Raw genomic sequence first — 24,068 nt, 5'->3', positions numbered from 1 at the left:
CCATGGCCCCCCGTTTTCATGTGCCGTCAGGCGATCATGGGTACTGCTGGTAAGTCTGCCCCTGCTGCGCTGGAGCCTGGTATTGCTGGCCCGGAATAGCCTTGAGGTTGACTTCGACACGACGGTTCTGCGCCCGACCGTTGACGTCGGCGTTGCTGGCCACCGGGTTATCCGGACCGGCACCACGGGCACTCAGGTTGGCACCGCTGACGCCCTGGGACGTCAGGTAGGTCGCCACGCTCTGGGCACGGCGCTGGGACAGGTCCATGTTGTGCTGGCGGCTGCCGGTGCTGTCGGTGTAGCCGACGATTTCGATCTGGTTCTGGTTGAACTCCTTGAGGGAGTTGGCCAGGTTGTTCAGCGGCTGGTAGAAGCTGGATGCGATGTTTGCCGAGTCGGTGGCGAAGGTGATATTGCCCGGCATGATCAGTTTGATCTGGTCGCCCTGGCGCTGCACTTCAACACCGGTGTTGGCCATGCTGGCCCGCAGTTTCTTTTCCTGCTGGTCGGCGTAGTAACCGTAACCTGCCGCGGAAGCACCCACGACCGCGGCGCCGATCAACGCGCCCTTGCCACGATTGTTGTGATCGATGGCCGCACCGGCCAGTGCCCCGGCCAGGGCTCCGAGGCCGCCGTACTTGGCGGTCTTGCTCATCCCTGAAGAATCCGTGGAAGCCTGGCCCTGATTGTCATACGGGTTAGGCGACGCGCAGCCGGACAACAGGGCCACAGCGGTAGCGACAACGATCAAGCGACGCGAGGTGAACATGGGACAAGCTCCTGGTTTTTCAGTCTGATGTGCCAGGACATGGGCAATCGACTCTGGCTGGCGTTGGAACGCAGCAAACGTTAAAAATTCCGTCCCGCTGCGTTTCGCTCAGGCCTATTTTATCATTGGTTGAGGCTGCGGCTTACCCCCCGGACAATCATCTCGATTTCCCGGCCATCAATCGTCAGCGGCGGCAACAAACGGATGGTTTTGCCCCGGGTGACATTGATCAACAAGCCGTGGTCCCGGGCGGCGCACAACGCCAGGTCGCGGACCGGTTGCTTGAGCTCGATGCCAATCATCAATCCCTGGCCACGAATCGCCAGCACGTTCGGATTGCCCGCCAGTTCCGCCCGCAACCGGCCGAGCAGTTGCTCTCCTTGACGCCTGGCGTTGTCCACCAAATCCTGCTCTTCGATGATGTCCAGTACCGTGCAGCCGACCCGGCAGGCCAGCGGATTACCACCGAAGGTGCTGCCATGACTACCGGGTGTGAACAGTTCAGCCGCCTTGCCCCGTGCCAGGCATGCGCCGATAGGTACGCCATTGCCCAACCCTTTGGCCAGGGTCATGACATCCGGCACGATGCCTTCGTGCTGGAAGGCGAACCAATGGCCGGTACGACCGATACCGGTCTGGATCTCGTCGAGCATCAACAACCATGCACGCCGGGAGCACAACTGGCGCAAAGCCTTGAGGTAGCCCGGTGGCGCCATTTGCACACCGCTTTCCCCCTGGATCGGCTCCACCAGTATCGCGACGATACGTTCGCCGTGGAGCTGCCGGATGTCTTCCAGCGCGGCGAGATCACCGAACGGCACCTTGATGAAATCCCCCGGCAACCGGTTGAAACCCAGCCGTACCGCCGGGCCATCGCTGGCGGACAGGGTGCCCAGGGTGCGTCCATGAAAGGCGTTTTCCATGACCACCACCAGAGGCTGCTCAATGCCTTTGTGCCAGCCGTAGAGACGCGCCAACTTCAAGGCAGTCTCGTTGGCCTCGGCACCCGAGTTATTGAAAAACACCCGCTCCAACCCAGACAGTTGCGTGAGCTTCTGCGCCAGCCGTTGCTGCCAGTCGATGCTGTACAGGTTCGAGGTGTGGAGCAGCAGACCGGCCTGCTCACTGATGGCGGCGACCAACCGGGGATGGGAGTGACCGACATTGGTCACCGCCACGCCGGCCACCGCATCGAGGTACTCACGTCCGTCCTGGTCCCACAGGCGCGTCCCCAGCCCGTGGGTGAAACTCAGCGCCAGGGGTTGGTAGGTGGTCATCAGGCAGGCAGCGGTCATGACATCAAGCTCCATCAAGTGGTTTTTTCCAGTATGGTTAGCCACCCTTGCTGGATAAACACTGCTTTACTTCAATCATTTAGAAGCCAGGCTTGATAATGGATCTGTTCCAGGCAATGACGGTTTACGTCAAAGTGGTAGAAACCGGGAGCCTGACCGCGGCGGCCCAGGCGTGCGAAATGTCCACCACCATGGTGGGCAATCACCTTCGGGCACTGGAGCAACGCCTGGGAGTGCGCCTGATCAACCGCACGACCCGTCGTCAGCGCCTGACGGAATTCGGCTCGACCTATTATCAGCGTTGCCTGGAAGTCCTGGGGCTGGTGGCCGACTCCGAGCGCCTGGCCGAGCAGACCCAAGGCGAACCCACCGGCACCTTGCGCATCACCGCGCCGCTGACCTTCGGCACCGAACGCCTCGCGCCGGCCTTGGCCGAATTCAGCCAGCGTTATCCGCAAGTCAGACTCGACGTGGTACTGACCAACCAGCGCCTGGACCTGCTCGACCACGGCTTCGATGCCGCCATCCGCCTCGGCCTGTCCGATCCGAAACTGATCGCCCGGCCCTTGATTGACTACACCCTGACGATCTGCGCGTCCAAGGCCTACCTGGCCCGCCGGGGCATCCCGCAACAGCCCGCCGACCTGCAAGGGCATGACTGCCTGTCGTTCGCCTATTCCGCCAGTGACGAGTGGCGCTTCGCCCAGGACCACTGGCCCATCAACGGCCCGGACGGCGAAATCAAAGTACCGGTGAACGGACCGATGCTGATCAACAGTTCTGCGGGCCTGCACCGCGCGGCCCTGGCCGGCATGGGCGTGGTGATGTTGCCCGATGCGCTGGTGGAGCAGGACCTGAAGGATGGACACCTGGTGGCACTGTTGCAGGATTATCAACTGCCCCATCGACCGATGAACCTGATCTACGCCCAGGATCGCTACCGGTTGCCGAAGCTGCGCAGCTTTGTGGAATTTGCGTTGGAGAAATGGGCGAGATCCGCTGACTAAACGTAGGAGTAGCCTTCAGAGGCTACTTTTGGAGAAGTAGCCTCTGAAGGCTACAGAACATCCCAGCGAAACCAGAGACGGTACAGGTCGTTGCCCTTGTCGATTCCATCTCACTCTTCACCTGACTTTCACCTGGGCTGCGCCGGCTGGTCGTTGCCCCGGGAGCAATGGCCGGCCTTTCCCGTGGACGGCACCCACCTGCAACGCTACAGCGCCCGCTTACCGGCCGTGGAGATCAACAGTTCGTTCTACCGCCCGCACCGTCCCGCCACTTATGCCAAATGGGCAGACAGCGTCGCGCCGCATTTTCGCTTCTCGGTCAAAGTGCCCAAGCAGATCACCCATGAACGGCGGTTGTGCGATTGCGACGGGCTTGTGGATGAGTTTCTCGGCCAGTGTTCGCAGTTGGGGGAAAAGCTGGGCTGCCTGTTGATCCAGCTACCACCTTCACTGGCCTTCGAAGCGGCGGTGGCCGAATCGTTTCTCAAAGCCTTGCGGGACCGTTATCAGGGGCACGCGGTGCTTGAGCCCAGACATCCAAGCTGGCTGGGCGCGCACGTCACGGCACTGCTGCACGATGAACACATCGGCCGTGTAGCCGCCGATCCATCGCCCTTGCCCGGCGGCGACCAGCCTGAGGGCTGGCCCGGGGTACGTTACTACCGGCTGCACGGCTCACCGCGGATCTACCATTCCCGCTACGAAGACGCCTGGCTGGAGCAACTCGCCCGGCAGTTGAAACGCGAGCCCGATACGCCGACCTGGTGCATCTTCGACAACACCGCCAGTGGCGCCGCCATGCCCGACGCGTTGCGATTGGAGGCACTGATGCGCACCTGAACGGCTGGGCCTGCAACAAATGCCGACCAGCCACCGGATCAGCCGTGACAACACCGCCCGCGTCCAATAGATTAGGCGACCGAAAAAAAGCTCAATGCCTTTCTCGTCTTATCCAGCTAACAGAAGTAGTGAAATTTCAATGTCCGATTCCAATACCGCTGAATCCGTAGTCACCCTGTCGTCCAAAGCGGAATACGAAAACTCCATCAATCTTTCACAGCATCTGCCCCAGGCCAAAAACATCAGTGAGATGGTGTTGGATGCCTTCCAGTCGAACCGCGAGAGCGACCAGATCCGCGAACTGCGCAGCGCCATCCGCCAGGCTCACGATGCGTTCGACGATGACAAAGCCTACGAACTGATGGGCCAGCTCAAGCAGCTCAAGGACGCCGAAGCCGCCGATTTCGCCGCGCTGGAAGACCTGAGCAGCCGCTTCCCCATCAGCCGGATTCTTTCCAGTTACAAGGACGACCCAGCCTTCCAGGAGTTGGTCTATGGCCTGGCCCTGAAGGTGCTGAACCAGACCCACCAGGCCATCAGCAACCCGAGCGGCGGCAAGGGCAAGGCCTCGCGGGCCAAGAAGGAAGCGCAAGTGTTTGTCATCAGCAAGGATGGCATCAGCGTCACCCTGCCCCTGCGCACCCCGAGTTCCAAGCCGAATATCGACCGTGAAGCCTTCGAATTCCTGGGCTTCAATTTCGTCGGCGAAGGGGACGAGGCCGAACTGGAAAACGACCTGTTCCTGGACAACGACGGCACCGAACAACAGGCTACCCGCAAAAGCATCATCACCGCCTTGCAACAGCAAAAGGCCTTTGACGGCTACAGCATCGCCCAGCAGTAAGCCTGTAGGAGCGGGCTTGCTCGCGAAGGCGGTGAATCAGTTGAATGGAGGGTGGATGTGCCGCCGCCATCGCGAGCAGGCTCGCTCCCACATGGGTTCTGCAGTGTTCGCCGGTGATGCGCCACCCCCCATATCTGTGCGAGCCTGCTTCGCGATAGCAGCGGGTCAGCCACCAGGGATATCGAACGTGCCGATGTCTTCGCGAGCAAGCCCACTCCCACAGGAACATCACCATCCCGGGCAGCGCCCAAGAAAAAGCCCCGCGCTTCTCTCGAAGGCGGGGCTTTTTGTGGGGCATCTGGCGCTTAAGGTGCGTAGGTCAGCAGCAGCTCACTTGGCACTTTGAAGTCCAGGGACATCATGACGCTCAGGGCGGTGATGGTGAAGATCGAGAACACGAACAGCTTGCGTGCCCAGACCGTGTCATCCACCGCCTTGTAGCCGGTCCAGGCCATGTACAGCCAGTACATGCCCATGGCGGCAGCGACGGCGAGGTAACTCATGCCGGCGTAACCGCTGAAGGTCAGCATCAAGGTCGCCACCAGGAAGGCCAGGATGTAAAGCAGGATGTGCTTCTTGGCCACGCGGATGCCGCGCTTGACTGGCAACACCGGAATCGAGGCCGCCAGGTAGTCGTTGAAGCGGAAGATCGCGATGGCATAGGAATGCGGCATCTGCCACAGGCTGAACATCACCAGCAGCGTCAGCGCAGCCATGTCGAAGCTGTTGCTGACCGCCACATAGCCGATCACCGGTGGCATCGCCCCCGACAGACTGCCCACCAGCGTGCCGTGAACCGACTTGCGCTTGAGGTACAGGCTGTAGAGGCCGACGTAGATGACAAAACCGATCACCGCGAACAGCGCCGCCAACGGGTTGGCTACCCGGTACAACAGCGCAACACCGGCTGCGCCCAGCACCGTGGCGAACGCCAGGGCCAGCTGTACCGGGATCAGACCCTGTACCAGCGCACGGTTTTTGGTGCGTTCCATCTTGATGTCGATGTCACGGTCGATGCAGTTGTTGAACACACAACCGGACGCCACCACCAGGGAAGTGCCGATCATCGCCGCCAGGAAGATGGCCAGATCGACATGCCCTTTCGAGGCCAGGAAGAACCCGCCTGCCACAGAAAGCACGTTACCGAAAATGATCCCCGGCTTGGTGATTTGGATAAAGTGCTTTAAGGACATCCGGACTTTCCTCAGTGCGCCATCATGTTGGTGTGGATGCTGAACATGATCCACAACGACAGGCCGACCAGCAGGACAATCACCAACGCCGCGAAGACAAACGCAATCACGTTGCTACGCTGGGCGGCGGAGCGATCCAGGTGCAGGAAGTACACCAGGTGCACCAGGACCTGGACCACGGCGAAGATCAGGACGATCCACAGGGTCAGGCTCTTGGGCAGCGATGGGTACATCACCAGGCCGAACGGGATGATGGTCAGGATCACCGACAGGATGAAGCCGATGGCATAGGACTTGACGCTGCCGTGGCCGGCGTCATGACCATCATGGGAATGTGCGTTAGCCATTTACAGGGTCCCCATCAGATAAACAACGGTGAATACGCAGATCCACACCACGTCCAGGAAGTGCCAGAACAGACTCAGGCAGCTCAGGCGAGTCTTGTTGGTGGCGGTCAGGCCATTTTTCTGGACCTGGTACATCATGATCGCCATCCAGATCAGGCCGCTGGTCACGTGCAGACCGTGGGTGCCTACCAGGGTGAAGAACCCGGACAGGAAGCCACTGCGGTTAGGACCGAAGCCCTCGGAGATCAACATGTGGAACTCGTTGATCTCCATGCCGATGAAGCCGGCACCGAACAGGAAGGTCATGGCCAGCCAGCCCAGGACCTGGGTTTTCTTGCCCTTGTACAACGCCAGCATGGCGAAGCCGTAGGTGATCGAGCTGAACAGCAGCAGAGCGGTTTCGCCCAGTACGTAGGGCAGCTCGAAGATGTCGTGGCCCGACGGGCCACCGGCTACGTTGTTTACCAGCACCGCATAGGCCGCGAAGATCGACGCGAACAGAATGCAGTCGGTCATCAGGTAGAGCCAGAAACCGAATACGGTCATCTCGCCCGAGTCGTGGTGATGGTCATCGTGCCCATGGTCATGACCATGGGCGTGTCCAACATTGGTCACTAAGTTCGACATGGTTTAAGCCTGTTCCAACGAGGTTTCAACACGGGTGGAGGTTGCCCGGACTTTCCCGGCCGCGACCAGACGTTTGTGCTGCTCGGCTTCGATGCGCTCGATGACATCCACCGGCACCATGTAGCCCTGATCGTCGCGGGCGGCATGGATGGCGAAATACACCACGGTGCCGACCAGGCTGGCAGCGGCGAGCCACCAGATGTGCCAGATCATCGCGAAACCGAACACGGTCAACAGGCCGCCCATGACCACACCGGTAGCGGTGTTGTTCGGCATGTGGATCGGCGCGTACTTGGCCGCAGGCTGGTACGCAGTACCGTTTTCCTTGGCTTCGGTGAACGGGTCGATGGTGTCCGCTTTCGGCAGCACGGCGAAGTTGTAGAACGGCGGTGGCGAAGAGGTCGACCACTCAAGAGTATGGGCATCCCACGGGTCGCCGTGTGCGCACATGTTCTCTGGCTTGTTGCGGTCACGCACGCTGACGTACAGCTGGATCAGCTGGCAGGCGATACCGACGGCGATCAGCACCGCACCGAACATGGCGACGTACAGGTACGGCACCCACTCAGGGTTGGTGGTGGTGTTCAAGCGACGCGTCATGCCCATGAAGCCCAGTACATAGAGCGGCATGAATGCGACGAAGAAGCCGGTGATCCAGAACCAGAACGCGCCCTTGCCCCAGCCTTCGTGCAGCTTGAAGCCGAACGCTTTCGGGAAGTAGAAGGCGAAGCCGGCGATGTAGCCGAACACCGCGCCACCGATGATCACGTTATGGAAGTGCGCGATCACGAACAGGCTGTTGTGCAGAACGAAGTCGGCACCCGGGATGGCCAGCAGTACGCCGGTCATGCCGCCGATGGCGAAGGTCACCATGAAGCCCAGGGTCCACATGACGTGGCTGGTGAAACGCAGGCGCCCCTGATAGATGGTGAACAGCCAGTTGAATAGCTTCACCCCGGTCGGGATCGAAATCAGCATCGTCGCCAGGCCGAAGAAGGCGTTGACGCTGGCCCCCGAACCCATGGTGAAGAAGTGGTGCAGCCAGACCATGAAGCCCAGCACGGAGATCGCGCCGGAAGCGTAGATCATCGAGTGATGGCCGAACAGTTTCTTGCCGGAGAAGGTCGAGATGACTTCGGAGAAGATCCCGAACGCCGGCAGAATGAGGATGTACACCTCAGGGTGACCCCAGGCCCAGAACAGGTTGACGTACATCATCGGATTTCCACCCAGTTCATTGGTGAAAATGTGGAAATCCATGTAACGGTCAAGCGTCAGCAGTGCCAGGGTAGCGGTCAGGATCGGGAACGAAGCGACGATCAGTACGTTGGCCCAGGTGCAGGTCCAGGTGAAGATCGGCATGTCCATCAACTTCATGCCCGGGGTACGCATTTTCAGCACGGTGGCCAGGAAGTTGACCCCCGTCAGCGTCGTACCCAAGCCGGATAGCTGTAGCGCCCAGATGTAGTAATCCACACCTACACCCGGACTGTATTGCAGCCCCGACAACGGCGGATAGGCAACCCAACCGGTCTTGGCGAATTCACCAACACCCAGGGAAAGGTTGATCAGCACGACACCGGATACCAGCAACCAGAAACTCAGGGAGTTCAGGAACGGGAAGGCAACGTCACGGGCACCGATCTGCAGCGGCACTGCAAGGTTCATCAGGCCGGTGAAGAATGGCATCGCCATGAAGATGATCATGATCACACCGTGGGCGGTGAAGATCTGGTCATAGTGTTCAGGTGGCAGGTAGCCAGGCGAACCCTCGGTGGCCATGGCCAACTGGGTACGCATCATGATGGCGTCGGCAAAACCGCGCAGCAGCATGACCATGGCGACGATGATGTACATCACGCCGATTTTCTTGTGGTCGACCGACGTCAGCCACTCGGTCCACAGGTAGGTCCACTTCTTGAAGTAAGTGATCCCGGCGAACAGCGCCAGACCACCGAGCGCGATGATGGCAAGGGTCACCATGACAATCGGCTCGTGGAACGGGATCGCTTCCCAACTTAATTTACCAAACATCGTTTACTCCTCTGCCCCGGCAGCTGAATGCGAACTCATGTCCATCCCTTCCATGTTGTGCGCCACTTCCTGCTCTTTCTTCTCGTGGTGCATCGGCTTGCCCGGATTCATCCCTTCATACTTGTCGATGATGGTCTGGAACAGGTTCGGCGTGACCGCGGAGTAGAGTTCGACTGGGTTGTTCTGGCTCGGTTTGGAAAGGGCTTCGTATTCAGCTTTTTCAAGCTGTTTAGGTGCCTTCTTCACATCGTTGACCCAGGCGTCGAAGTCTTCCTGAGTGGTGGCGATTGCTTTGAACTTCATGCCGGTGAAACCCGCGCCGCTGTAGTTGGCGGAGATCCCTTCGAGTTCGGCGTTCTGGTTGGCGATCAGGTGCAGCTTGGTCTGCATGCCCGCCATCGCGTAGATCTGGCCGCCCAGGCCCGGAATGAAGAACGAGTTCATCACGGTGTCGGAGGTGACCTTGAAGTTGATCGGCGTGTGGGCCGGGAACACGATCTTGTTGACGGTGGCGATGCCTTGTTCCGGATAGATGAACAGCCACTTCCAGTCCATCGAGACCACTTCAATGGTGATCGGCTTGACGTCGGATTCCAGCGGACGGTACGGGTCCAGGGCGTGGGTCGACTTGTAGGTGACATAACCCAGGGCAATGATGATCAGGACCGGGATTGTCCATACGGCCGCTTCGATCTTGGTGGAGTGCGACCACTTCGGCGTGTACACGGCCTTGGTGTTGGATGCGCGGTATTTCCAGGCGAACAGGAACGTCATGACGATAACCGGCACGACGACCAGCAACATCAGCAGCGTGGCGGTGATGATCAGGTTTCGTTCATCCAGGCCGACCTGACCCTTGGGATCGAGCAAGGTCATGTTGCAGCCTCCCAGCAGCAACGTGCCGAGCAGCGGCAACAAGCCTAGTAATCGGGGGTACCTGTTTTTACTCATCTCACGACCTCTAAAGCAGCTTGCGCAATGCAGTTGGGTTTTGATCGCCAACACTTCACCCTGCCAAGGGTTGGCATTTTCTTGGATTTGAATAAGGGCTGCCCGTCGAGCGTCAGACGCTGTTCGACATATCCTGGGCCAGCAGTGAGTTCTTATTCGAATTCGTCGGTAAAAGGCCTTGGTTACAGCCCAATTCCATTTGGTGCGGGTAGTTGGAAGGCACCGACACCTGGGTCGCATGGGGCGCTGGCGCCCTTCGACCACCTCTCGTGCTCAAGCTTGAGCCGGGTCGGATATTCGGTGCGGGCGATTGTAGTGAGCTGAAGCGCCGGAGACCATGTCTCATCCCGAAATAATTTTTATCCAAACCGACAACAATCTCTTCCCGATACCGCAACGGTGCGGCATGTTATCGAAATTGATTCTCAACAAGAACCCCAAAAAACGTAGGTCTACTACGCCCGATTCAGACAGCATGAAGGGGAGGCTTTGAGCTTTCATGCTTGGCAAGCGCCCGTTTTTCGGGGGGCTCGCCAAGTGACGCTGCGCTGTTAAAAATGCCTGCTGCCTACTCCACAAAGATGACAGGCATGGCAAGCAGCAACGTGTTTTTTATTGCAAGAGGAGGTACCTATCCACGCCGCGAACGCCCCTGGAACAGGGGAATGTGTGACAACGTGTCGCACAGTGTCGCAGGTCATTCTTGTCTCGGATCAAGGTCGACCCCTTCGAGGAGTGAAACGCAAAACGCCCCGGTTCTCCAACAGAGAGACCGGGGCGTTCCATCAAGGCGTTCCATCAAGGCGCTTCAGCGAAGGGGCTTGCGGTTACGCGACACCAGCAAGGGCACCAGCACCACAATCAGTACGAAGGCCACCAGCGCCCATTGCGCCAGGGACAAGCCCAGGATCGGCGGGTACGGGGTCGAGCAGAACCCATCGACCTGGAAACCCAGCGGGAAGATCTTCGCCAGAGGCAGACCGTCGACAATCGGCTGCAGCACGTCGATACCGCAGCTGACTGCCGGGAAGAACTGCGTATATACGTGATGCCCCGCCACTCCAGCACCGGCCAAGGCGCAGAGCACCACAATACCTTCAAGGATCGTCAGGCTGCGACGGGTGCGCATGGCCGCGCCGATGAAGGCGAAGATCGCGATCAGCAACAGCGCATAACGTTGCAGGATGCACAGCGGGCACGGTGCTTCACCGAGGGCCACCTGCATGTACAGCGCTCCACCGATCAGCGCCAGGCAGATCAATCCCAGCAGCACCAGATAGCGACGCTCGCGGCCCAACCGCATCATTTCCTCACTCATTGCGTTTTCCTTTGGATGCATGGATCGACGCGCAGCCTTGCGACACTCGGCGCGCCGTCGGATGGTCGGAGTCTACACGTTGGCCATGACGGCGAACGAGCGGCTGCGCCAACTTTGAGGGGGAATAAACAGAAGAAAGGTTAAATGCGGATTAACTTTGAGCGGGCGAAGGGTCAGTTGAGTAAGTGCAACGCATTACCGGCCCCTTCGCGAGCAGGCTCGCTCCCACAGGGTCCGATGGTGCATGCAAATGCTGCGTGCACCCCGAATCCAATGTGGGAGCGAGCCTGCTCGCGATGAAGGCAACCCGGTTCTGCCGGGCTTGCCGCTTGCCTTTATTCCAGCGCCGCAGCCGGCCCGAAGAACTCGTAGCGGCTCTGCCCATCCGGCACACCCAGGGCCTTGAGATGACGCTTCACGGCCGCCATGAAGCCCTTAGGTCCAAGGAAATAGGCATCCAGGTCACGCTGTTCCGGCAGCCATTTGGCCAGTTGCTCCTGGCTCAACAATCCAATCCGGTCGGCCGCCGGACTCAAGCCGTCGTCTTCGTCATAGCAATAGAAGCGCTTGAGCTGCGGGTGCCGCCCGGCCAGATCGTCGATCCACTCACGGAAGGCATGGGCGCGACCATTGCGTGCGCAGTGGATGAAATGCACGGGGCGTTCGGTTTGCAGCGCCGCCTGCAGCATCGCCAGGGTCGGGGTGATGCCGACACCACCGCTGATCAGCACAAGGGGTTTGTCACTGGCGGTCAGGTAGAAATCTCCTGACGGCGGGAACAACTGAATGCTGCTGCCGATCTGGAAATCATGATGCAGGTAGTTCGATACCCGTCCGCCCGGCTCACGCTTGACGCTGATCCGGTACTGGCCGTTGTCCGCCAGGGCCGACAGCGAATAGTTGCGGCGTACTTCCTCACCGTCCAGGAACAGCTTCATGCCGATGTACTGACCCGGTTCGGCCTGCAGAATCGCCCCCTTGTCCGCCGGCTCGAAATAGAACGAGGTAATCTCCGAGCTTTCCTGGACCTTGGCCACCAGGATGAACTCCCGCTCGCCCCGCCAACCACCCGGGGCAGCGGCTTTCTGGTCATACATGCCGGCTTCGGCGCCGATGAGGATATCGGCCAGTTGGTTGTAGGCAGCGCCCCAGGCGCAAATCACTTCGGGCGTGGCAATCTCGTTGCCCAGCACTTCGGCAATCGCCCGCAACAAGCAGGAACCGACAATCGGGTAATGCTGTGGCTCGATCTGCAAGGCGACGTGCTTGTTGACGATCTTCGCCACCAGGTCACCCAACTGGTCGAGCTGGTCGATATGCCGCGCGTACATCAATACGCCGTTGGCCAGAGCCCGGGGTTGATCGCCGCTGGCCTGGTGAGCCTGGTTGAACAAAGGACGAACCTGGGGATATTCGGAAAGCATCATGCGATAGAAATGAGTAATGAGCGCTTCACCACCGCTTTCGAGCAATGGAACGGTGGAGCGAATGATGGCGCGTTCTTCCCGGGTGAGCATTAGGTGACTCCTCGTGTGTTACGGAAACGGATATCCATGCTTATCAGTTTCCATGCCACAAATATTTTTCTTGTTTTTCAATAGGTTAAAAATAAAGTAGTCATAACGACACGGTTGGCGTTATAGTCTTTTTGACTACTAGGAGTCATTATGACCGCAACCTCCCTGCTGACTGCCCTGTTGCCGCTGGTAGCCGATCTGTCTCGCGAACTGCCTGAGGGTGAGCGTTATCGCCGCTTGCTCGGAGCCCTGCGCGCCTTGCTGCCCTGCGACGCGGCGGCACTGTTGCAGCTGGATGGCGACTGCCTGGTGCCGTTGGCGGTAGACGGTTTGAGCACCGACACCTTGGGCCGGCGTTTCCGGGTCAGCGAACACCCGCGCTTCGAAACGCTGCTGGCCAACCCGCACCCCACCCGTTTCGCCACCGACAGCGACCTGCCCGATCCCTATGACGGGCTGGTCGAAGGTCTCGACGACCATCTGGAAGTTCACGATTGCATGGGCTGCCCGCTGTTCGTCGACGAGCGCCCCTGGGGCCTGCTGACCCTTGACTCCCTGGACCCGGAGCGTTTCGAACCTATCGACCTCAGTGCGCTGCAAGCCTTCGCCAGTCTCGCCGCCGCCACGGTCAGCGCCGCCCAACGCATTGAGCGCCTGGCCTTGAAAGCCGAAGACGAACACCGTCGCGCCGAGCTCTATCGCCAGGCCAGCGGCCAGCAACCCCGCGATATGGTCGGCCAGAGCAAGGCCCATAAACGTCTGGTGGAAGAGATCAATCTGGTGGGCGGCAGCGACCTGACCGTGTTGATCACCGGGGAAACCGGCGTCGGCAAGGAGTTGGTCGCCCAGGCCATCCACGCGGCCTCCAAACGCGCCGATCAGCCGTTGATCAGCCTCAACTGCGCAGCCCTGCCGGACACTTTGGTGGAAAGCGAACTCTTCGGCCATGTACGCGGCGCGTTCACCGGAGCCACGAGCGACCGGCGCGGCAAGTTCGAGCTGGCCGATGGCGGCACGTTGTTCCTCGATGAAGTAGGCGAATTGTCGCTGACCGTCCAGGCCAAACTGTTGCGAGTGTTGCAGAGCGGGCAGTTGCAGCGCCTGGGCTCGGACAAGGAACACCAGGTCGACGTGCGCCTGATCGCCGCGACCAATCGCGACTTGGCCGAAGAAGTGCGCAACGGCCGCTATCGGGCCGACTTCTATCACCGTTTGAGCGTGTACCCCTTGCTGGTACCGGCGCTGCGGGATCGCGGCCGGGATGTATTGTTGCTCAGCGGCTTCTTCCTGGAGCAGAACCGCTCGCGCATGGGCCTTAACAGCCTGCGTCTGAGCAGCGACGCCCAGGCCGCTCTACTGGCCTACGACTGGCCGGGTAACGTTCGTGAACTGGAACACCTGATCGGCCGTAGCGCCCTGAAAGCGCTGGGCAGATGCCCGGTGCGTCCGAAAATCCTCAGCCTCAGTGCCCAGGACCTGGACTTGCCCCAGGCTGCCGAGGCCACGTCCGAGCCTTCATTTACCCACTCTGCAACGGCGGTGGAACAGGTGGTGGGCGACCTGCGCGAAGCCGTGGACGATTTCCAGCGCAGGCTGATCGGCGCCAGCCTGGAACGACATCAGCACAACTGGGCCAGTGCCGCCCGGGAACTGGGGCTGGATCGGGCGAACCTGGGGCGGATGGCACGGCGTCTGGGGCTCAAATAGCCCTCCCCTCAACCGCCACAGGCTGTGTATCTATAAGTTGTTGGCCCGGAAATCGGATGTCGACAGCTTTCACCCTAAAGCCTGCCCCCAACAAGTCGATAACCCGATATCAAAAGCTGTTTTGGCGATCGTCACGTTCGCCCCACCTTTTTCCACAGAAGGTTTTTATGTCTTCTAACAAAGCCCGCGCAGATTCACTTTCGCTTCTGCTGTTTACCTTGCGCAGCGGCAAGCTGATGGCAATCAACCTGCTCAAAGTCAGTGAGATCATTCCGTGCCCGCCACTGACCAAACTGCCGGAGTCGCATCCGCACGTGAAAGGCATCGCGACCCTGCGTGGCGCATCGTTATCAGTGATTGACCTGAGCCGTGCCATTGGCGAGCGGCCATTGGAGGATCCGGATGGCGGCTGCCTGATCGTCACCGATGTCAGCCGCTCCAAGCAGGGCCTGCATGTGCAGGCGGTGAGCAAAATCGTCCACTGCCTGACCACCGACATCAAGCCACCGCCTTACGGCTCCGGCGGTAACCGCGCGTTTATCACCGGCGTGACGTCGGTGGACGGCACGCTGGTGCAGGTACTGGACATCGAGAAGGTCATCCACGGCATCGCTCCGGCGCAGATCGAAACCGCGCCTACCGAACTGAGCATGGAAGACGCCGAAGTGCTGGGCAACGCTCGGATCCTGGTGGTCGATGACAGCCAGGTGGCGTTGCAGCAATCGGTGCATACCCTGCGCAACCTGGGCCTGCAATGCCATACCGCCCGCAGCGCCAAGGAAGCCATCGAATGCCTGTTGGACCTGCAAGGCACAGCCGGGCAGATCAACCTCATCGTCTCCGACATCGAAATGTCGGAGATGGACGGTTACGCCCTTACCCGCACCCTGCGGGAAACACCGGACTTCGCCCACCTCTACGTGTTGCTGCACACCTCGCTGGACAGCGCCATGAACAGCGAAAAGGCCCGATTGGCCGGCGCCAACGGAGTACTGACCAAGTTTTCCTCGCCAGAACTGACCAAGTGCCTGATCACGGCGGCCAAGGCGGTGGCCGAACAAGGCCACTGAGTTGTACCGATGACTTGCTCCTGCGTTCCGGCGTGGGAGGGTCCGGCAACCTCAGGCATACTTTTGCCCTGACTTTCCGGAACCAGACATCCCGATGAACATCCGCATATTGATTCTCCTTGGCGTCGCTGCCCTGGCCTCCCAGGCCCAAGCCTCCAGCCCAGAGGCCTGGGCCGCCTACGACAAAGCCGTGCTGGCCAGCTGCATCAAGGCCAGTGGCCTGAAGAACGCTGAGCCGGTGGGCACCGCCGCGCAATTCGACGACCGGATCGGCTACACCGCACTGTTGCTGCAAGGCCAATACCCGCAGAAACACATGAAAGGAGCGACCGGTACCGAACTGTGTCTCTACCGCAAGAAAACCAAGACGGCCCATGTGACCGAGTGGGACTCGATCCGCCCCGCCGCGACCGAGCAATGAGTGGCGCATAACTTGCTTCGTGAGGCTCGTCACGGCGTTTTTCTGTCGCCGCCTTTCAGCTCTCGACCGGTCGCTCAATGAATACAACGTTTTCCTGCGTAGGCTGCGGCAAATGCTGCTCCGGCCACCATGTTCCCCTGACCCTCGACGAAGCCCGGATGTGGGCGAGCGACGGCGGTCAGGTCATCGTCCTGGTGGAAGCCTTCCTGCCCAACGGCCTCGGCCTGCCCATGGCACAACGCGAGCATGCCGAACGCCGTTCCGTCAGGGTTCAGAGCGGCAGCAGCGATGCCTTCGTGGCGATCACCTTCGCCGCTTATAACGCGGGCCGTTGCCACAATCTCGACGAAGAAAACCTGTGCCGCATCTATGAACGCAGGCCGCTGGTGTGCCGCATCTATCCGATGGAGATCAATCCGCACATCCCGCTCAATCCTGCCGCCAAGGACTGCCCGCCGGAATCCTGGGAAACCGGACCGCAGCTGATCGTCGGCGGGAAACTGGTGGATGAAGAGCTGGCTGGGCTGATCGAACGCTCGCGCCAGGCCGATCGTGAAGAAATTCCGATCAAGGACCGCATCTGCGCGGCCCTGGGGATCCGCACCACCGCGCTGAAAGGCGATGGGTTTACCGCCTATCTGCCGGACATGACCGCGTTCGCGGCCGCCATCGATCAGGTGCGTTTGCAGCCGATGGCGCAGGAAACCGGAGAATGGCAGTTCCATTTGTCCGGGGATGACATCGCCCGCGAGGTCATGGCCTGTGGGGCACGGGTCGTCACCGAGGCAGCTTCGGATTATGCGTTCATTTCGCTGCGGGCGGCCTAGGGGCAACACAAGTCCCTTTGTGGGAGCGAGCCTGCTCGCGATAGCGGTATGTCAGTCAACATCAACGCTGGCTGAACCGCCGCCATCGCGAGCAGGCTCGCTCCCACAGGCCATTCCACTTCATAACCTGCACTCCCCTCTCGCCTAATCCTCGCCGAGAATGTTAGCGTGCTTGGTATTGCCTCCAAGACGAGCCTTGCACGATGAAAAAAACCGTACTTGCCTTCAGCCGTATCACGCCCCAAATGGTCGAGCGCCTGCAACAGGACTTCGATGTGATCGTTCCGAACCCATCGAAGGGCGATATCAACGCACAGTTCAACGAAGCCTTGCCTCATGCCCACGGCCTGATCGGTGTTGGTCGCAAACTCGGTCGCGAGCAACTGCAAGGCGCCGCGAACCTGCAGGTGGTCGCCAGTGTGTCGGTGGGTTACGACAACTACGACCTGGCCTACTTCAATGAACGCGGGATCATGCTCACCAACACCCCCGACGTGCTGACCGAAAGCACCGCCGACCTGGCCTTCGCCCTGCTGATGAGCAGCGCCCGTCGCGTCGCCGAACTGGACGCCTGGACCAAGGCCGGCCAATGGCAGGCGACGGTGGCACCGCAATTGTTTGGCAGCGACGTGCACGGCAAGACCCTGGGCATCGTGGGCATGGGCAACATCGGCGCAGCCATTGCCCGACGTGGCCGGTTGGGGTTCAACATGCCGATCCTGTACAGCGGCAACAGCCGAAAAATCGAACTGGAAAACCAGCTGGGTGCACAGTTTCGCGAGCTGGACCAGTTGTTGGCCGAAGCGGACTTTGTCTGCCTCGTTGTGCCCCTGAGTGAGAAGACTCGCCATCTGATCGGGCAGCGGGAACTGTCGCTGATGAAACCAAGCGCCATTCTGATCAACATTTCCCGTGGCCCGGTGGTGGATGAACCGGCACTGATCGAGGCCTTGCAGAACAACCGCATCCGCGGCGCCGGGCTGGACGTCTACGAGAAAGAGCCGCTGGCCGAATCGCCGCTGTTCCAGCTGAAGAACGCCGTCACCCTGCCGCACATCGGCTCGGCTACCCACGAAACCCGTGAAGCCATGGCCAATCTCGCGGTGGAAAACTTGCGCAGTGCGCTGCTGGGTGAACGGCCGCAGAACCTGGTCAATCCGCAAGTCTGGAAGTAGAAGCCGGCGCCACATCCCATCGCCCCGCTTTGTGGGAGCACGGCTTGCCCGCGAAACGAGCGCCTCGGTTTCTGACAGAGCGCGTCGCTTTCATCGCGGGCAAGCCTTGCTCCCACAAAGCGCGACACTGGTCGCCGCTGGTCGAGGCTTGCGAAATACCAGCACGTTCCCCAGCATCACCAATACCAGCCCGGCCAGCGCCGGTGTCGTCCACTGGTAGCCTTCGACAAACGCCGAGACATTCAGCGCTACGACTGGGAACAGGACCGTGCAATACGCCGCCCGTTCCGGCCCCATGCGCCCCACTAGCGTCAGGTAAGCGGTGAAGCCAATCACCGAGCCCGGGATCACCAGGTACAGCAGCGAACCGATGTAGCGCAGGTTCCATTCCATATCGAAAGCAATTCCGTTGAACAGGCACCAGCCCGCCAGCATCGTCGCGCCATAAGCCATGCCCCAGGCGTTGGTGGTGAGCGGCTTGAGCCCGGCCTTTTGTTGCAGACTCGAAAGCATATTGCCCGCCGAGAAACACAACGTCCCCAGCAACGCCAACGCCAACCCGAGCAGCGTCTGCGGGCTCGCATGATGGCCGGCCAGTTCCGGCCAGAACAACAGCCCCAGCCCCAACAACCCCAACGCACCGCCCAACAGCACGTTACGGGCGATCCGCTGACCGAAGAACACCCGGGCATTGAGGGCATTCCACAACGTGGCCGTGGAAAACACCACCGCCACCAGGCCGCTGGGAATCCACTGACTGGCGGTGAGGAAACACATGAAATTGATGCAGAAAAGGCACAGCCCCTGGGCCAGACAAATCAAATGACCGCGACGGTTCATCACCTGCAGTCGCCGGCTGAGCAGGAGCATCGCAAACAGGATCAGGGCTGCGAGGCCGAAGCGATAGACAATCGATACCGGGATGGCGACGACGCCCAGTTGCAGTTTCAGCGCAATCCAGGTGGTGCCCCAGATGAGCACGGTGAGCAGGTATAGCGAGAGGTTCATGGTGACGGCTCCTGACAGTGACGCTCAGTGTCACGCCGCCGTCCACCGGGCACTTGCGTAAACTTGCGGTTTTGTCGGCGTGCAGGCTGGCACGGCCCCCCCAACGGAGTAGGATGCAAGGCGTTGGAGATAACCGATCATGCCCACACTGCAAACCCTGCAAGTCTTCCAGGCCCTCAACAGCTCGCCCAATGCCCGCCTGGAGCACAGTGCCGAGCTCGGCGACGGCATGGCGGCCGCCTTGTGGACCAATCATCATGACGCCCGGGACTACGAGGCGCCGAGCCACCACACGCTGTCCTGCTACATCGCCGGTGGCACTGGCACCTTTCGTCGCGAACGGCCCGATACCCTGGGGGCGCCCGACAAGCTCTGCGTCCTGCCGGCAGGACATGAGTCGGCCTGGGTCATCAACGGTGACATTCGCCTCGCCCACCTGTACTTCAGCGCCGAACAATTCGCCCTCGGTTGCGTCACGCTGCTGGATCGCGAACCCCGGCAAGTGCAACTGCGCGAGGCGACCTTTCTCGACGATGAGCAGCAGGCGCAACGCTTTCGCCAGTTGATCGCCCTTAACTGGGACGAACCCGGCGAACGCTTGCTGACCACCAGCCTGGCCCACGAGCTGCTCAATCACCTGCTGCTCAGCCAGGTCGGCCAGCGCCAGGACCTGCGCCTCAAAGGCGGGTTGGCCGCGCACCAGCGCCGATTGCTGGTGGACTACATCGACACTCATCTGGCCGAGGCCATCAGCCTCGGGCAACTGGCGGCGCTGTGCGCGCTGTCCGAATACCACTTTGCCCGGATGTTCCGCGAGAGCTTCGGGCTGCCGCCCCACCAGTATGTGCTGGCAAGACGCCTGGCACAGGCGCGGCACCTGCTGCGCAACACCTCACAACCCTTGGGCGACGTGGCACTGGCTTGCGGCTTCGCCAGCGCCAGTCACTTCACCCACCGTTTTCGCCAGGCATTGGGCGCGACGCCAGGGGAGTATCGACAGGCCTTCTTGCGCTGACAGTACTTGTCAACGAAAACGGGCCTGCAATTGCAGGCCCGTTTTCAGTTGGGATTAAAGATGAACGAGGCTTCAGCCGTGACGCGTGGCCCGCTCGTTCTCCAGGAATTCTTCTTCCAGCATCGCATCGGCCAGGGCCACGGATTCGGTCTGCACCACAGCGGCGCGCTTGTCACGCAGCTTGCCGAACAGATGCTCCAGGGCATTCTCCAACTTCGTCGCCGCCCCCTCGATCGCTGCCTCCAGCGAACCGGCCTTGTGCGTTACGGAAATCGGCTGATGGCCCTTTGGGCGGGCTTCGATCTGGCAGCGCAGATCATGGGGACCAGGCTTGGCGCCGTTCTCATCCCCCAGATGGACCTCGACCCGTGTCAGGTCTTCCTCATAACGTTCGAGCGTGCTTTCGATGGTAGTACGTACCCACTCCTCCAGTCGGATGCTGCTTTGAATATGGTTATCGCTGTTGACTTGGATTTGCATAGTTCATCCCTTATTTCGGCTAGCTCGCCAGGGGCCTGTCGACGTTGGCGTAACGGCCCCTTGAGTACAGAGTCGGGCTGCCGGAGGAACAATTCAAGCCCCCGAAAAAGATAAATATTGATTTGCAAATAAAGCCGGACAACGGACAAAAGCGCTGTTAATGTCGGGAGTTACCTCGCCCCGCCATCTTTCACAATCTGCGCCCCGCCCCGCACCGTCAACGATCATCCCGCCCTGAAAAGGGTAGTCACTGGAGCCCCGTTCCAGAGCCTCTTGGGCTATCTCGCCGCGAACATTGACCGACAGTTTTTCCGGCATGTCCCTTGCTATCGACTTGTTGCAGCGGTCGCAAGCGGCAATCTGCCGATGGTTGCATGCACCCAGCGATGGAACACGATCATGGAATGGCCGATGGTCCGGTACTGCGAACTAATCCCGATCACGGCCGGTCAACAACTGCACGTTCAATCAGGCGGTGACGCATCATGGACAACCCTTTTCAGATCATTACCGACGCTTTTGCGCCGCAGTATCAAATCAACCTGAGCATCCAGGGCCTCGACGGCAGCATCATGCTGACCCTGTCCAGGGCCGGGCGGATCGTCGCCAAGCGCATGATCAGTGCCCAGCAGCGCAACGACCCGGAACGGCTCAAGCGCCTGGTGCAAAGCATTCAGTTCGGCATCGCCATCGAGCAGGGCCACAGCGCCGTGGCGATCCTCGAAGCCATGACCGGTGGCGACAACGTCAAGCTGCCACCACCGCGCTCACAAGGACCGACTCCCGCCAGCCTTTAGATTTCGCCTTTTTCTATTTCTGCATGCTCGCTGGAACCCGCGCCGACCTTACGGTGCGGGTGCTCGATCTTCACCGACGGGAACTGCGACGACGCGTAGCGAACCACCAGGATCGAGAACGCCAGCAGCAGGATCCCTCCGCACAAGTAGATGATCCCCAGGTCCGGCGGGCTGTGGTGGGAAACGTTGGAGATCAGCAAGCGAGTCAATGCGGTGATGGCCACGTAGATCAGAAAACGTACTGGCATGTGGTTGGTCTTGAAGTAGATCCCGACCATCGCGCCCAATTCCAGATAGATGAACAGCAAGAGGATGTCGTCGATCTTGATATGTCCTGCTTCGATCATCTGCAAAAACTCCATGACCGCCGCCCACGCGGTCACCGCCCCAATGGCAAACAGCGCCAGATAATGGAACGTCTCGACGAATAGGTTGCCCAGGGATTCGGCCATCCGATGGACATTCTGGCGCAGGTTCTCGGCCCAGTTGATTTTCACGATGCGGTTTCCTTAGGTCGACTCGACCGATGATGCAGGTTGGACGTGACGGTTGTTCTGCATGCAGAAAAAAGGCCAGCGGCAATGAATGAGATGGCAAAAGGCTGGCAACCGACACGTCCATCCCACGACAAACGCCGAAACCGGTCTACATTAAAAAGCCACTACCCAAAGGCAAAGGATTCGCTTATCCTCCATCCTGTATATAAATACAGTAGTTGCGCGATACCGGTTTGAAGACGCGTGAGACGGAACCGACCGTCGCGATCCGAAGCCGTGATGCTTGGATTTCTATAGATTCCGCGGCCTGGCTTCCATGCTTGCGGCATACATGCAAACAAACGAGAGGCCAGCCATGGCTGTTGAGATTCTGTACCGCAGTACACGTGATTTGGAGACTACGTTTTTGGACCGTAAGCTCGCTGATGCCCATGACCAGATGCTTGAACTGGCGGAGGTGCTGACCACTGTTCTGATGAAGAATGTGCAAGGCCTGAACGAGAAGCAGGCTGAGGATGCGAGCATCTTCATGGCAAAAAACAGAGCGGCGTTTGCAGCCGCATTCAAAAGCAACGCGGCCGCCCTTGGGGATCTTCTGGGTTCCGAAGACAGCGAGTGAGCCTCAGCGGCGTGGCACCTGTTCAACGCAACATGGACTCCAGCCTGCGGCGCCTCAATAGTAACGGCGCGGGTCGGAATCGATCAGGCTGGCCAACTTTGTCAGGGCGAAACGCAGTTCGTCCTGGCTGGTAGGGGACATCAGCACCACCCTTACACTTCGGCTGGTCCCGGAGCGTTCAGCCTGGAACTGCGAGCCACCCAGCACCAGTACGCCGTTGGCCCGGGCAAGCATGGTGAATTCGTCGCCGGTCCATGGTTCGGGAAGCGTCAACCAGACATGGTACGCATAGGGCTGGCTCTTGAGCTCGAAGCTGGCAAGGATTTCCCGGGCAATCGCTTGCCGCCCGGCGGCTTCGTTGCGCTGGATGCGGATCAGTTTCTTGTCCAGGCCTTCGGTGATCACATTGCTCGCCAGTTGCGCGGTCAACGGTGACGGCATCCAGACACTGCTGCGCACCATCGAGGTCAGCCGGGACAACAGTTTCGGCGGGCTGTAGAGATAACCGATCCGAAGCGCCGGCATGACCGACTTCGACAGGCTGGTCAGGTACACCGACCGATCCGGCGCAAAGGCCGACAGCGGTTTGATCGATGGATCGGTGGCGAGGAAACCATAGATGTCATCATCCAGGATGATGAAATCGAACTCCTCGGCCAGTGCGGCAATCTGGGCCCGACGCTTTTGCGACATGATCGCCGCCGTCGGATTCTGGCAGGTCGCCACGCAAACCAGCATCGCCGGTTTCTCGCGTAAACACAGCTCACGCAACGCTTCGGGGATGATGCCTTCGTCATCCATCGGTACACCGCGCAGGCGACGCTCAAGACCATGGGCCAGGGAAATGATGCCGGGGTAGCAAAGCGCCTCGCAGAGCACCAGGTCGCCGGCGTTGGTCAGGGCGCTCATCGCCACCATCAAGCCATGCTGGGCCCCGGCAGTGATTACCACTTGCTGCCATTGAGCATCCGGCAATGAAGGGCGCAACCACTGTGCGCCTGCCTCACGATGAGCCGGGTGACCGCCGTCAGGGGCGTAATCCAGGGCGCCGGCAAAATCGGTGCTTTTCGCCATGCCCACCAGCGCGCCGCGCAGCCAGTACTCCAGGGTTTCGCTGGAGGGCTTGATGATCGAGAGATCGAGCAATTCGGGTTGCCCTAAATTCAACGGCGCGGCGCTGTGGGCTGCCGGCAGGTCCAACTGCTGCTGGCTGAGCACATAAGTGCCACGCCCCACCTCACCCTGCACCAACCGACGTCGATGGGCTTCGCCATAGGCCCTGCTGATCGTGCCCGGCGTGACATCCAAGGCATTGGCCAATTCCCGCAGGGTCGGTAAGCGATCGCCCTCGCTCAGCACACCGTTGCTGATGTCGCGCGCCAAGGCATCGGCAATCGACAGGTACATCGGCTGGTTGGACTCACTTAGCTGGGGAACCCACATGAACGCTCACTGCCCATCGTAGAAATGATGAATTTGAGAGCATATCACATCGAGGAGAGGCTATTGATCACCGGCGCAATCGACAAATTGAGTCGATTGATTCGATAATTAACCGCTGACCGCTATCCTTTCATCCACCAAGTAAAAATAAATAGCCAATAAATTCATACAGTTAACTAAGTATTAAAGCTAACCATTACAAAACCTGCCGCCCCACCATTGAATCAATTCAATTCATTCAAATACACTCTTCAAAATCGAATCAAT

Annotated in this window: 24 protein-coding genes; 11 read left to right on the top strand and 13 right to left on the bottom strand. The window is 59.9% G+C overall.

Going from position 1 to position 24,068, the window contains the following annotated elements; all coding sequences use genetic code 11:
- Positions 1-34: 34 nt before the first annotated feature.
- Positions 35-769: a YiaD family glycine zipper/OmpA-like lipoprotein gene (locus AD665_RS14605; protein ID WP_024777561.1), complete on the bottom strand. Its 735-nt coding sequence runs from the start codon at positions 767-769 to the stop codon at positions 35-37.
- A gap of 122 nt (positions 770-891) precedes the next feature.
- Positions 892-2,064 (bottom strand): aspartate aminotransferase family protein, encoded by a 1,173-nt coding sequence (locus tag AD665_RS14600; RefSeq protein WP_053192554.1) that lies wholly within the window; start codon positions 2,062-2,064, stop codon positions 892-894.
- Between the two features lie 98 nt (positions 2,065-2,162).
- Between AD665_RS14600 and AD665_RS14595 the strand changes: the two genes are divergently transcribed.
- The 3 genes from AD665_RS14595 (at position 2,163) to AD665_RS14585 (ending at position 4,755) form a co-directional block, all read left to right on the top strand.
- Positions 2,163-3,071, top strand: coding sequence for a LysR family transcriptional regulator (locus tag AD665_RS14595; RefSeq protein ID WP_024777559.1), 909 nt, complete (start codon positions 2,163-2,165; stop codon positions 3,069-3,071).
- Between the two features lie 90 nt (positions 3,072-3,161).
- Positions 3,162-3,911, top strand: coding sequence for a DUF72 domain-containing protein (locus AD665_RS14590; protein ID WP_414860473.1), 750 nt, complete (start codon positions 3,162-3,164; stop codon positions 3,909-3,911).
- A gap of 139 nt (positions 3,912-4,050) precedes the next feature.
- Entirely contained in the window at positions 4,051-4,755 is a 705-nt protein-coding gene (locus AD665_RS14585) for a hypothetical protein (protein WP_024777557.1), read from the top strand.
- Positions 4,756-5,060: 305 nt separating this feature from the next.
- Here AD665_RS14585 and cyoE read toward each other — a convergent pair whose 3' ends face one another.
- The 7 genes from cyoE to hmpA form a co-directional block, all read right to left on the bottom strand.
- Positions 5,061-5,948 (bottom strand): heme o synthase, encoded by an 888-nt coding sequence (cyoE, locus tag AD665_RS14580; protein ID WP_024777556.1) that lies wholly within the window; start codon positions 5,946-5,948, stop codon positions 5,061-5,063.
- A gap of 11 nt (positions 5,949-5,959) precedes the next feature.
- Entirely contained in the window at positions 5,960-6,295 is a 336-nt protein-coding gene (gene cyoD / locus AD665_RS14575; RefSeq protein ID WP_024777555.1) for a cytochrome o ubiquinol oxidase subunit IV, read from the bottom strand.
- Positions 6,296-6,922, bottom strand: coding sequence for a cytochrome o ubiquinol oxidase subunit III (locus tag AD665_RS14570; protein ID WP_024777554.1), 627 nt, complete (start codon positions 6,920-6,922; stop codon positions 6,296-6,298).
- 3 nt (positions 6,923-6,925) lie between these two features.
- Complete coding sequence (gene cyoB / locus AD665_RS14565) at positions 6,926-8,956, bottom strand: cytochrome o ubiquinol oxidase subunit I (RefSeq protein WP_024777553.1); 2,031 nt, start codon at positions 8,954-8,956, stop codon at positions 6,926-6,928.
- 3 nt (positions 8,957-8,959) lie between these two features.
- Complete coding sequence (gene cyoA, locus AD665_RS14560; RefSeq protein WP_024777552.1) at positions 8,960-9,907, bottom strand: ubiquinol oxidase subunit II; 948 nt, start codon at positions 9,905-9,907, stop codon at positions 8,960-8,962.
- An 808-nt stretch (positions 9,908-10,715) separates the two neighbouring features.
- Positions 10,716-11,225, bottom strand: a complete 510-nt coding sequence (locus AD665_RS14555; RefSeq protein WP_024777551.1) for a disulfide bond formation protein B — start codon at positions 11,223-11,225, stop codon at positions 10,716-10,718.
- Positions 11,226-11,560: 335 nt separating this feature from the next.
- Complete coding sequence (hmpA, locus tag AD665_RS14550) at positions 11,561-12,742, bottom strand: NO-inducible flavohemoprotein (protein WP_024777550.1); 1,182 nt, start codon at positions 12,740-12,742, stop codon at positions 11,561-11,563.
- A 150-nt stretch (positions 12,743-12,892) separates the two neighbouring features.
- On the opposite strand from hmpA, the gene norR reads away from it, so the two are divergent.
- The 5 genes from norR to AD665_RS14525 all read left to right on the top strand — a co-directional run bounded on the left by norR (position 12,893) and on the right by AD665_RS14525 (position 17,942).
- Positions 12,893-14,449: a nitric oxide reductase transcriptional regulator NorR gene (gene norR, locus AD665_RS14545; protein ID WP_024777549.1), complete on the top strand. Its 1,557-nt coding sequence runs from the start codon at positions 12,893-12,895 to the stop codon at positions 14,447-14,449.
- Positions 14,450-14,616: 167 nt separating this feature from the next.
- On the top strand, positions 14,617-15,519 hold the full coding sequence (locus AD665_RS14540; RefSeq protein WP_024777548.1) for a chemotaxis protein CheV: 903 nt from the start codon (positions 14,617-14,619) through the stop codon (positions 15,517-15,519).
- 94 nt (positions 15,520-15,613) lie between these two features.
- The gene (locus AD665_RS14535) at positions 15,614-15,940 is read left to right on the top strand and encodes a hypothetical protein (protein ID WP_053192550.1); all 327 of its coding nucleotides are present in this window, start codon (positions 15,614-15,616) and stop codon (positions 15,938-15,940) included.
- A 77-nt stretch (positions 15,941-16,017) separates the two neighbouring features.
- Positions 16,018-16,767: a YkgJ family cysteine cluster protein gene (locus AD665_RS14530; protein WP_053192548.1), complete on the top strand. Its 750-nt coding sequence runs from the start codon at positions 16,018-16,020 to the stop codon at positions 16,765-16,767.
- A 203-nt stretch (positions 16,768-16,970) separates the two neighbouring features.
- Positions 16,971-17,942 carry a 2-hydroxyacid dehydrogenase gene (locus AD665_RS14525; protein ID WP_053192546.1) on the top strand — a complete coding sequence of 324 codons (972 nt, stop codon included), beginning with the start codon at positions 16,971-16,973 and terminating at the stop codon, positions 17,940-17,942.
- A 90-nt stretch (positions 17,943-18,032) separates the two neighbouring features.
- Here the strand turns inward: AD665_RS14525 and AD665_RS14520 are convergent, their stop codons facing one another.
- On the bottom strand, positions 18,033-18,950 hold the full coding sequence (locus tag AD665_RS14520) for a DMT family transporter (RefSeq protein WP_024777544.1): 918 nt from the start codon (positions 18,948-18,950) through the stop codon (positions 18,033-18,035).
- Between the two features lie 139 nt (positions 18,951-19,089).
- Between AD665_RS14520 and AD665_RS14515 the strand changes: the two genes are divergently transcribed.
- The gene (locus tag AD665_RS14515) at positions 19,090-19,965 is read left to right on the top strand and encodes a helix-turn-helix domain-containing protein (protein WP_053192544.1); all 876 of its coding nucleotides are present in this window, start codon (positions 19,090-19,092) and stop codon (positions 19,963-19,965) included.
- Between the two features lie 72 nt (positions 19,966-20,037).
- Here AD665_RS14515 and AD665_RS14510 read toward each other — a convergent pair whose 3' ends face one another.
- Complete coding sequence (locus AD665_RS14510) at positions 20,038-20,445, bottom strand: HPF/RaiA family ribosome-associated protein (RefSeq protein ID WP_024777542.1); 408 nt, start codon at positions 20,443-20,445, stop codon at positions 20,038-20,040.
- 485 nt (positions 20,446-20,930) lie between these two features.
- Here AD665_RS14510 and AD665_RS14505 point away from each other — a divergent pair, with 485 nt between their 5' ends.
- Positions 20,931-21,242: a DUF3509 domain-containing protein gene (locus tag AD665_RS14505; protein WP_024777541.1), complete on the top strand. Its 312-nt coding sequence runs from the start codon at positions 20,931-20,933 to the stop codon at positions 21,240-21,242.
- Here the strand turns inward: AD665_RS14505 and AD665_RS14500 are convergent.
- Positions 21,239-21,739: a phosphate-starvation-inducible protein PsiE gene (locus AD665_RS14500; RefSeq protein WP_024777540.1), complete on the bottom strand. Its 501-nt coding sequence runs from the start codon at positions 21,737-21,739 to the stop codon at positions 21,239-21,241. The genes AD665_RS14505 and AD665_RS14500 overlap by 4 nt on opposite strands.
- A gap of 355 nt (positions 21,740-22,094) precedes the next feature.
- Between AD665_RS14500 and AD665_RS14495 the strand changes: the two genes are divergently transcribed.
- The gene (locus tag AD665_RS14495) at positions 22,095-22,358 is read left to right on the top strand and encodes a YebG family protein (RefSeq protein WP_024777539.1); all 264 of its coding nucleotides are present in this window, start codon (positions 22,095-22,097) and stop codon (positions 22,356-22,358) included.
- 54 nt (positions 22,359-22,412) lie between these two features.
- Here the strand turns inward: AD665_RS14495 and AD665_RS14490 are convergent, their stop codons facing one another.
- Positions 22,413-23,801 (bottom strand): aminotransferase-like domain-containing protein, encoded by a 1,389-nt coding sequence (locus AD665_RS14490; RefSeq protein WP_053192543.1) that lies wholly within the window; start codon positions 23,799-23,801, stop codon positions 22,413-22,415.
- Between the last annotated feature and the right edge of the window lie 267 nt (positions 23,802-24,068).

Origin of the sequence: Pseudomonas corrugata, from assembly GCF_001269905.1 — a bacterium.
GTDB classification, from domain to species: Bacteria; Pseudomonadota; Gammaproteobacteria; order Pseudomonadales; family Pseudomonadaceae; genus Aquipseudomonas; species Aquipseudomonas corrugata.
This window is presented reverse-complemented; position numbering and strand designations above follow the sequence as displayed.

What these genes read in the sequence shown, in the direction of transcription:
- AD665_RS14605 (WP_024777561.1), bottom strand. Translation starts at nt 769, where the DNA reads ATGTTCACCTCGCGTCGCTTGATCGTTGTCGCTACCGCTGTGGCCCTG.
- AD665_RS14600 (WP_053192554.1), bottom strand. Translation starts at nt 2,064, where the DNA reads ATGACCGCTGCCTGCCTGATGACCACCTACCAACCCCTGGCGCTGAGT.
- AD665_RS14595 (WP_024777559.1), top strand. Translation starts at nt 2,163, where the DNA reads ATGGATCTGTTCCAGGCAATGACGGTTTACGTCAAAGTGGTAGAAACC.
- AD665_RS14585 (WP_024777557.1), top strand. Translation starts at nt 4,051, where the DNA reads ATGTCCGATTCCAATACCGCTGAATCCGTAGTCACCCTGTCGTCCAAA.
- cyoE (WP_024777556.1), bottom strand. Translation starts at nt 5,948, where the DNA reads ATGTCCTTAAAGCACTTTATCCAAATCACCAAGCCGGGGATCATTTTC.
- cyoD (WP_024777555.1), bottom strand. Translation starts at nt 6,295, where the DNA reads ATGGCTAACGCACATTCCCATGATGGTCATGACGCCGGCCACGGCAGC.
- AD665_RS14570 (WP_024777554.1), bottom strand. Translation starts at nt 6,922, where the DNA reads ATGTCGAACTTAGTGACCAATGTTGGACACGCCCATGGTCATGACCAT.
- cyoB (WP_024777553.1), bottom strand. Translation starts at nt 8,956, where the DNA reads ATGTTTGGTAAATTAAGTTGGGAAGCGATCCCGTTCCACGAGCCGATT.
- cyoA (WP_024777552.1), bottom strand. Translation starts at nt 9,907, where the DNA reads ATGAGTAAAAACAGGTACCCCCGATTACTAGGCTTGTTGCCGCTGCTC.
- AD665_RS14555 (WP_024777551.1), bottom strand. Translation starts at nt 11,225, where the DNA reads ATGAGTGAGGAAATGATGCGGTTGGGCCGCGAGCGTCGCTATCTGGTG.
- hmpA (WP_024777550.1), bottom strand. Translation starts at nt 12,742, where the DNA reads ATGCTCACCCGGGAAGAACGCGCCATCATTCGCTCCACCGTTCCATTG.
- norR (WP_024777549.1), top strand. Translation starts at nt 12,893, where the DNA reads ATGACCGCAACCTCCCTGCTGACTGCCCTGTTGCCGCTGGTAGCCGAT.
- AD665_RS14540 (WP_024777548.1), top strand. Translation starts at nt 14,617, where the DNA reads ATGTCTTCTAACAAAGCCCGCGCAGATTCACTTTCGCTTCTGCTGTTT.
- AD665_RS14535 (WP_053192550.1), top strand. Translation starts at nt 15,614, where the DNA reads ATGAACATCCGCATATTGATTCTCCTTGGCGTCGCTGCCCTGGCCTCC.
- AD665_RS14530 (WP_053192548.1), top strand. Translation starts at nt 16,018, where the DNA reads ATGAATACAACGTTTTCCTGCGTAGGCTGCGGCAAATGCTGCTCCGGC.
- AD665_RS14525 (WP_053192546.1), top strand. Translation starts at nt 16,971, where the DNA reads ATGAAAAAAACCGTACTTGCCTTCAGCCGTATCACGCCCCAAATGGTC.
- AD665_RS14520 (WP_024777544.1), bottom strand. Translation starts at nt 18,950, where the DNA reads ATGAACCTCTCGCTATACCTGCTCACCGTGCTCATCTGGGGCACCACC.
- AD665_RS14515 (WP_053192544.1), top strand. Translation starts at nt 19,090, where the DNA reads ATGCCCACACTGCAAACCCTGCAAGTCTTCCAGGCCCTCAACAGCTCG.
- AD665_RS14510 (WP_024777542.1), bottom strand. Translation starts at nt 20,445, where the DNA reads ATGCAAATCCAAGTCAACAGCGATAACCATATTCAAAGCAGCATCCGA.
- AD665_RS14505 (WP_024777541.1), top strand. Translation starts at nt 20,931, where the DNA reads ATGGACAACCCTTTTCAGATCATTACCGACGCTTTTGCGCCGCAGTAT.
- AD665_RS14495 (WP_024777539.1), top strand. Translation starts at nt 22,095, where the DNA reads ATGGCTGTTGAGATTCTGTACCGCAGTACACGTGATTTGGAGACTACG.
- AD665_RS14490 (WP_053192543.1), bottom strand. Translation starts at nt 23,801, where the DNA reads ATGTGGGTTCCCCAGCTAAGTGAGTCCAACCAGCCGATGTACCTGTCG.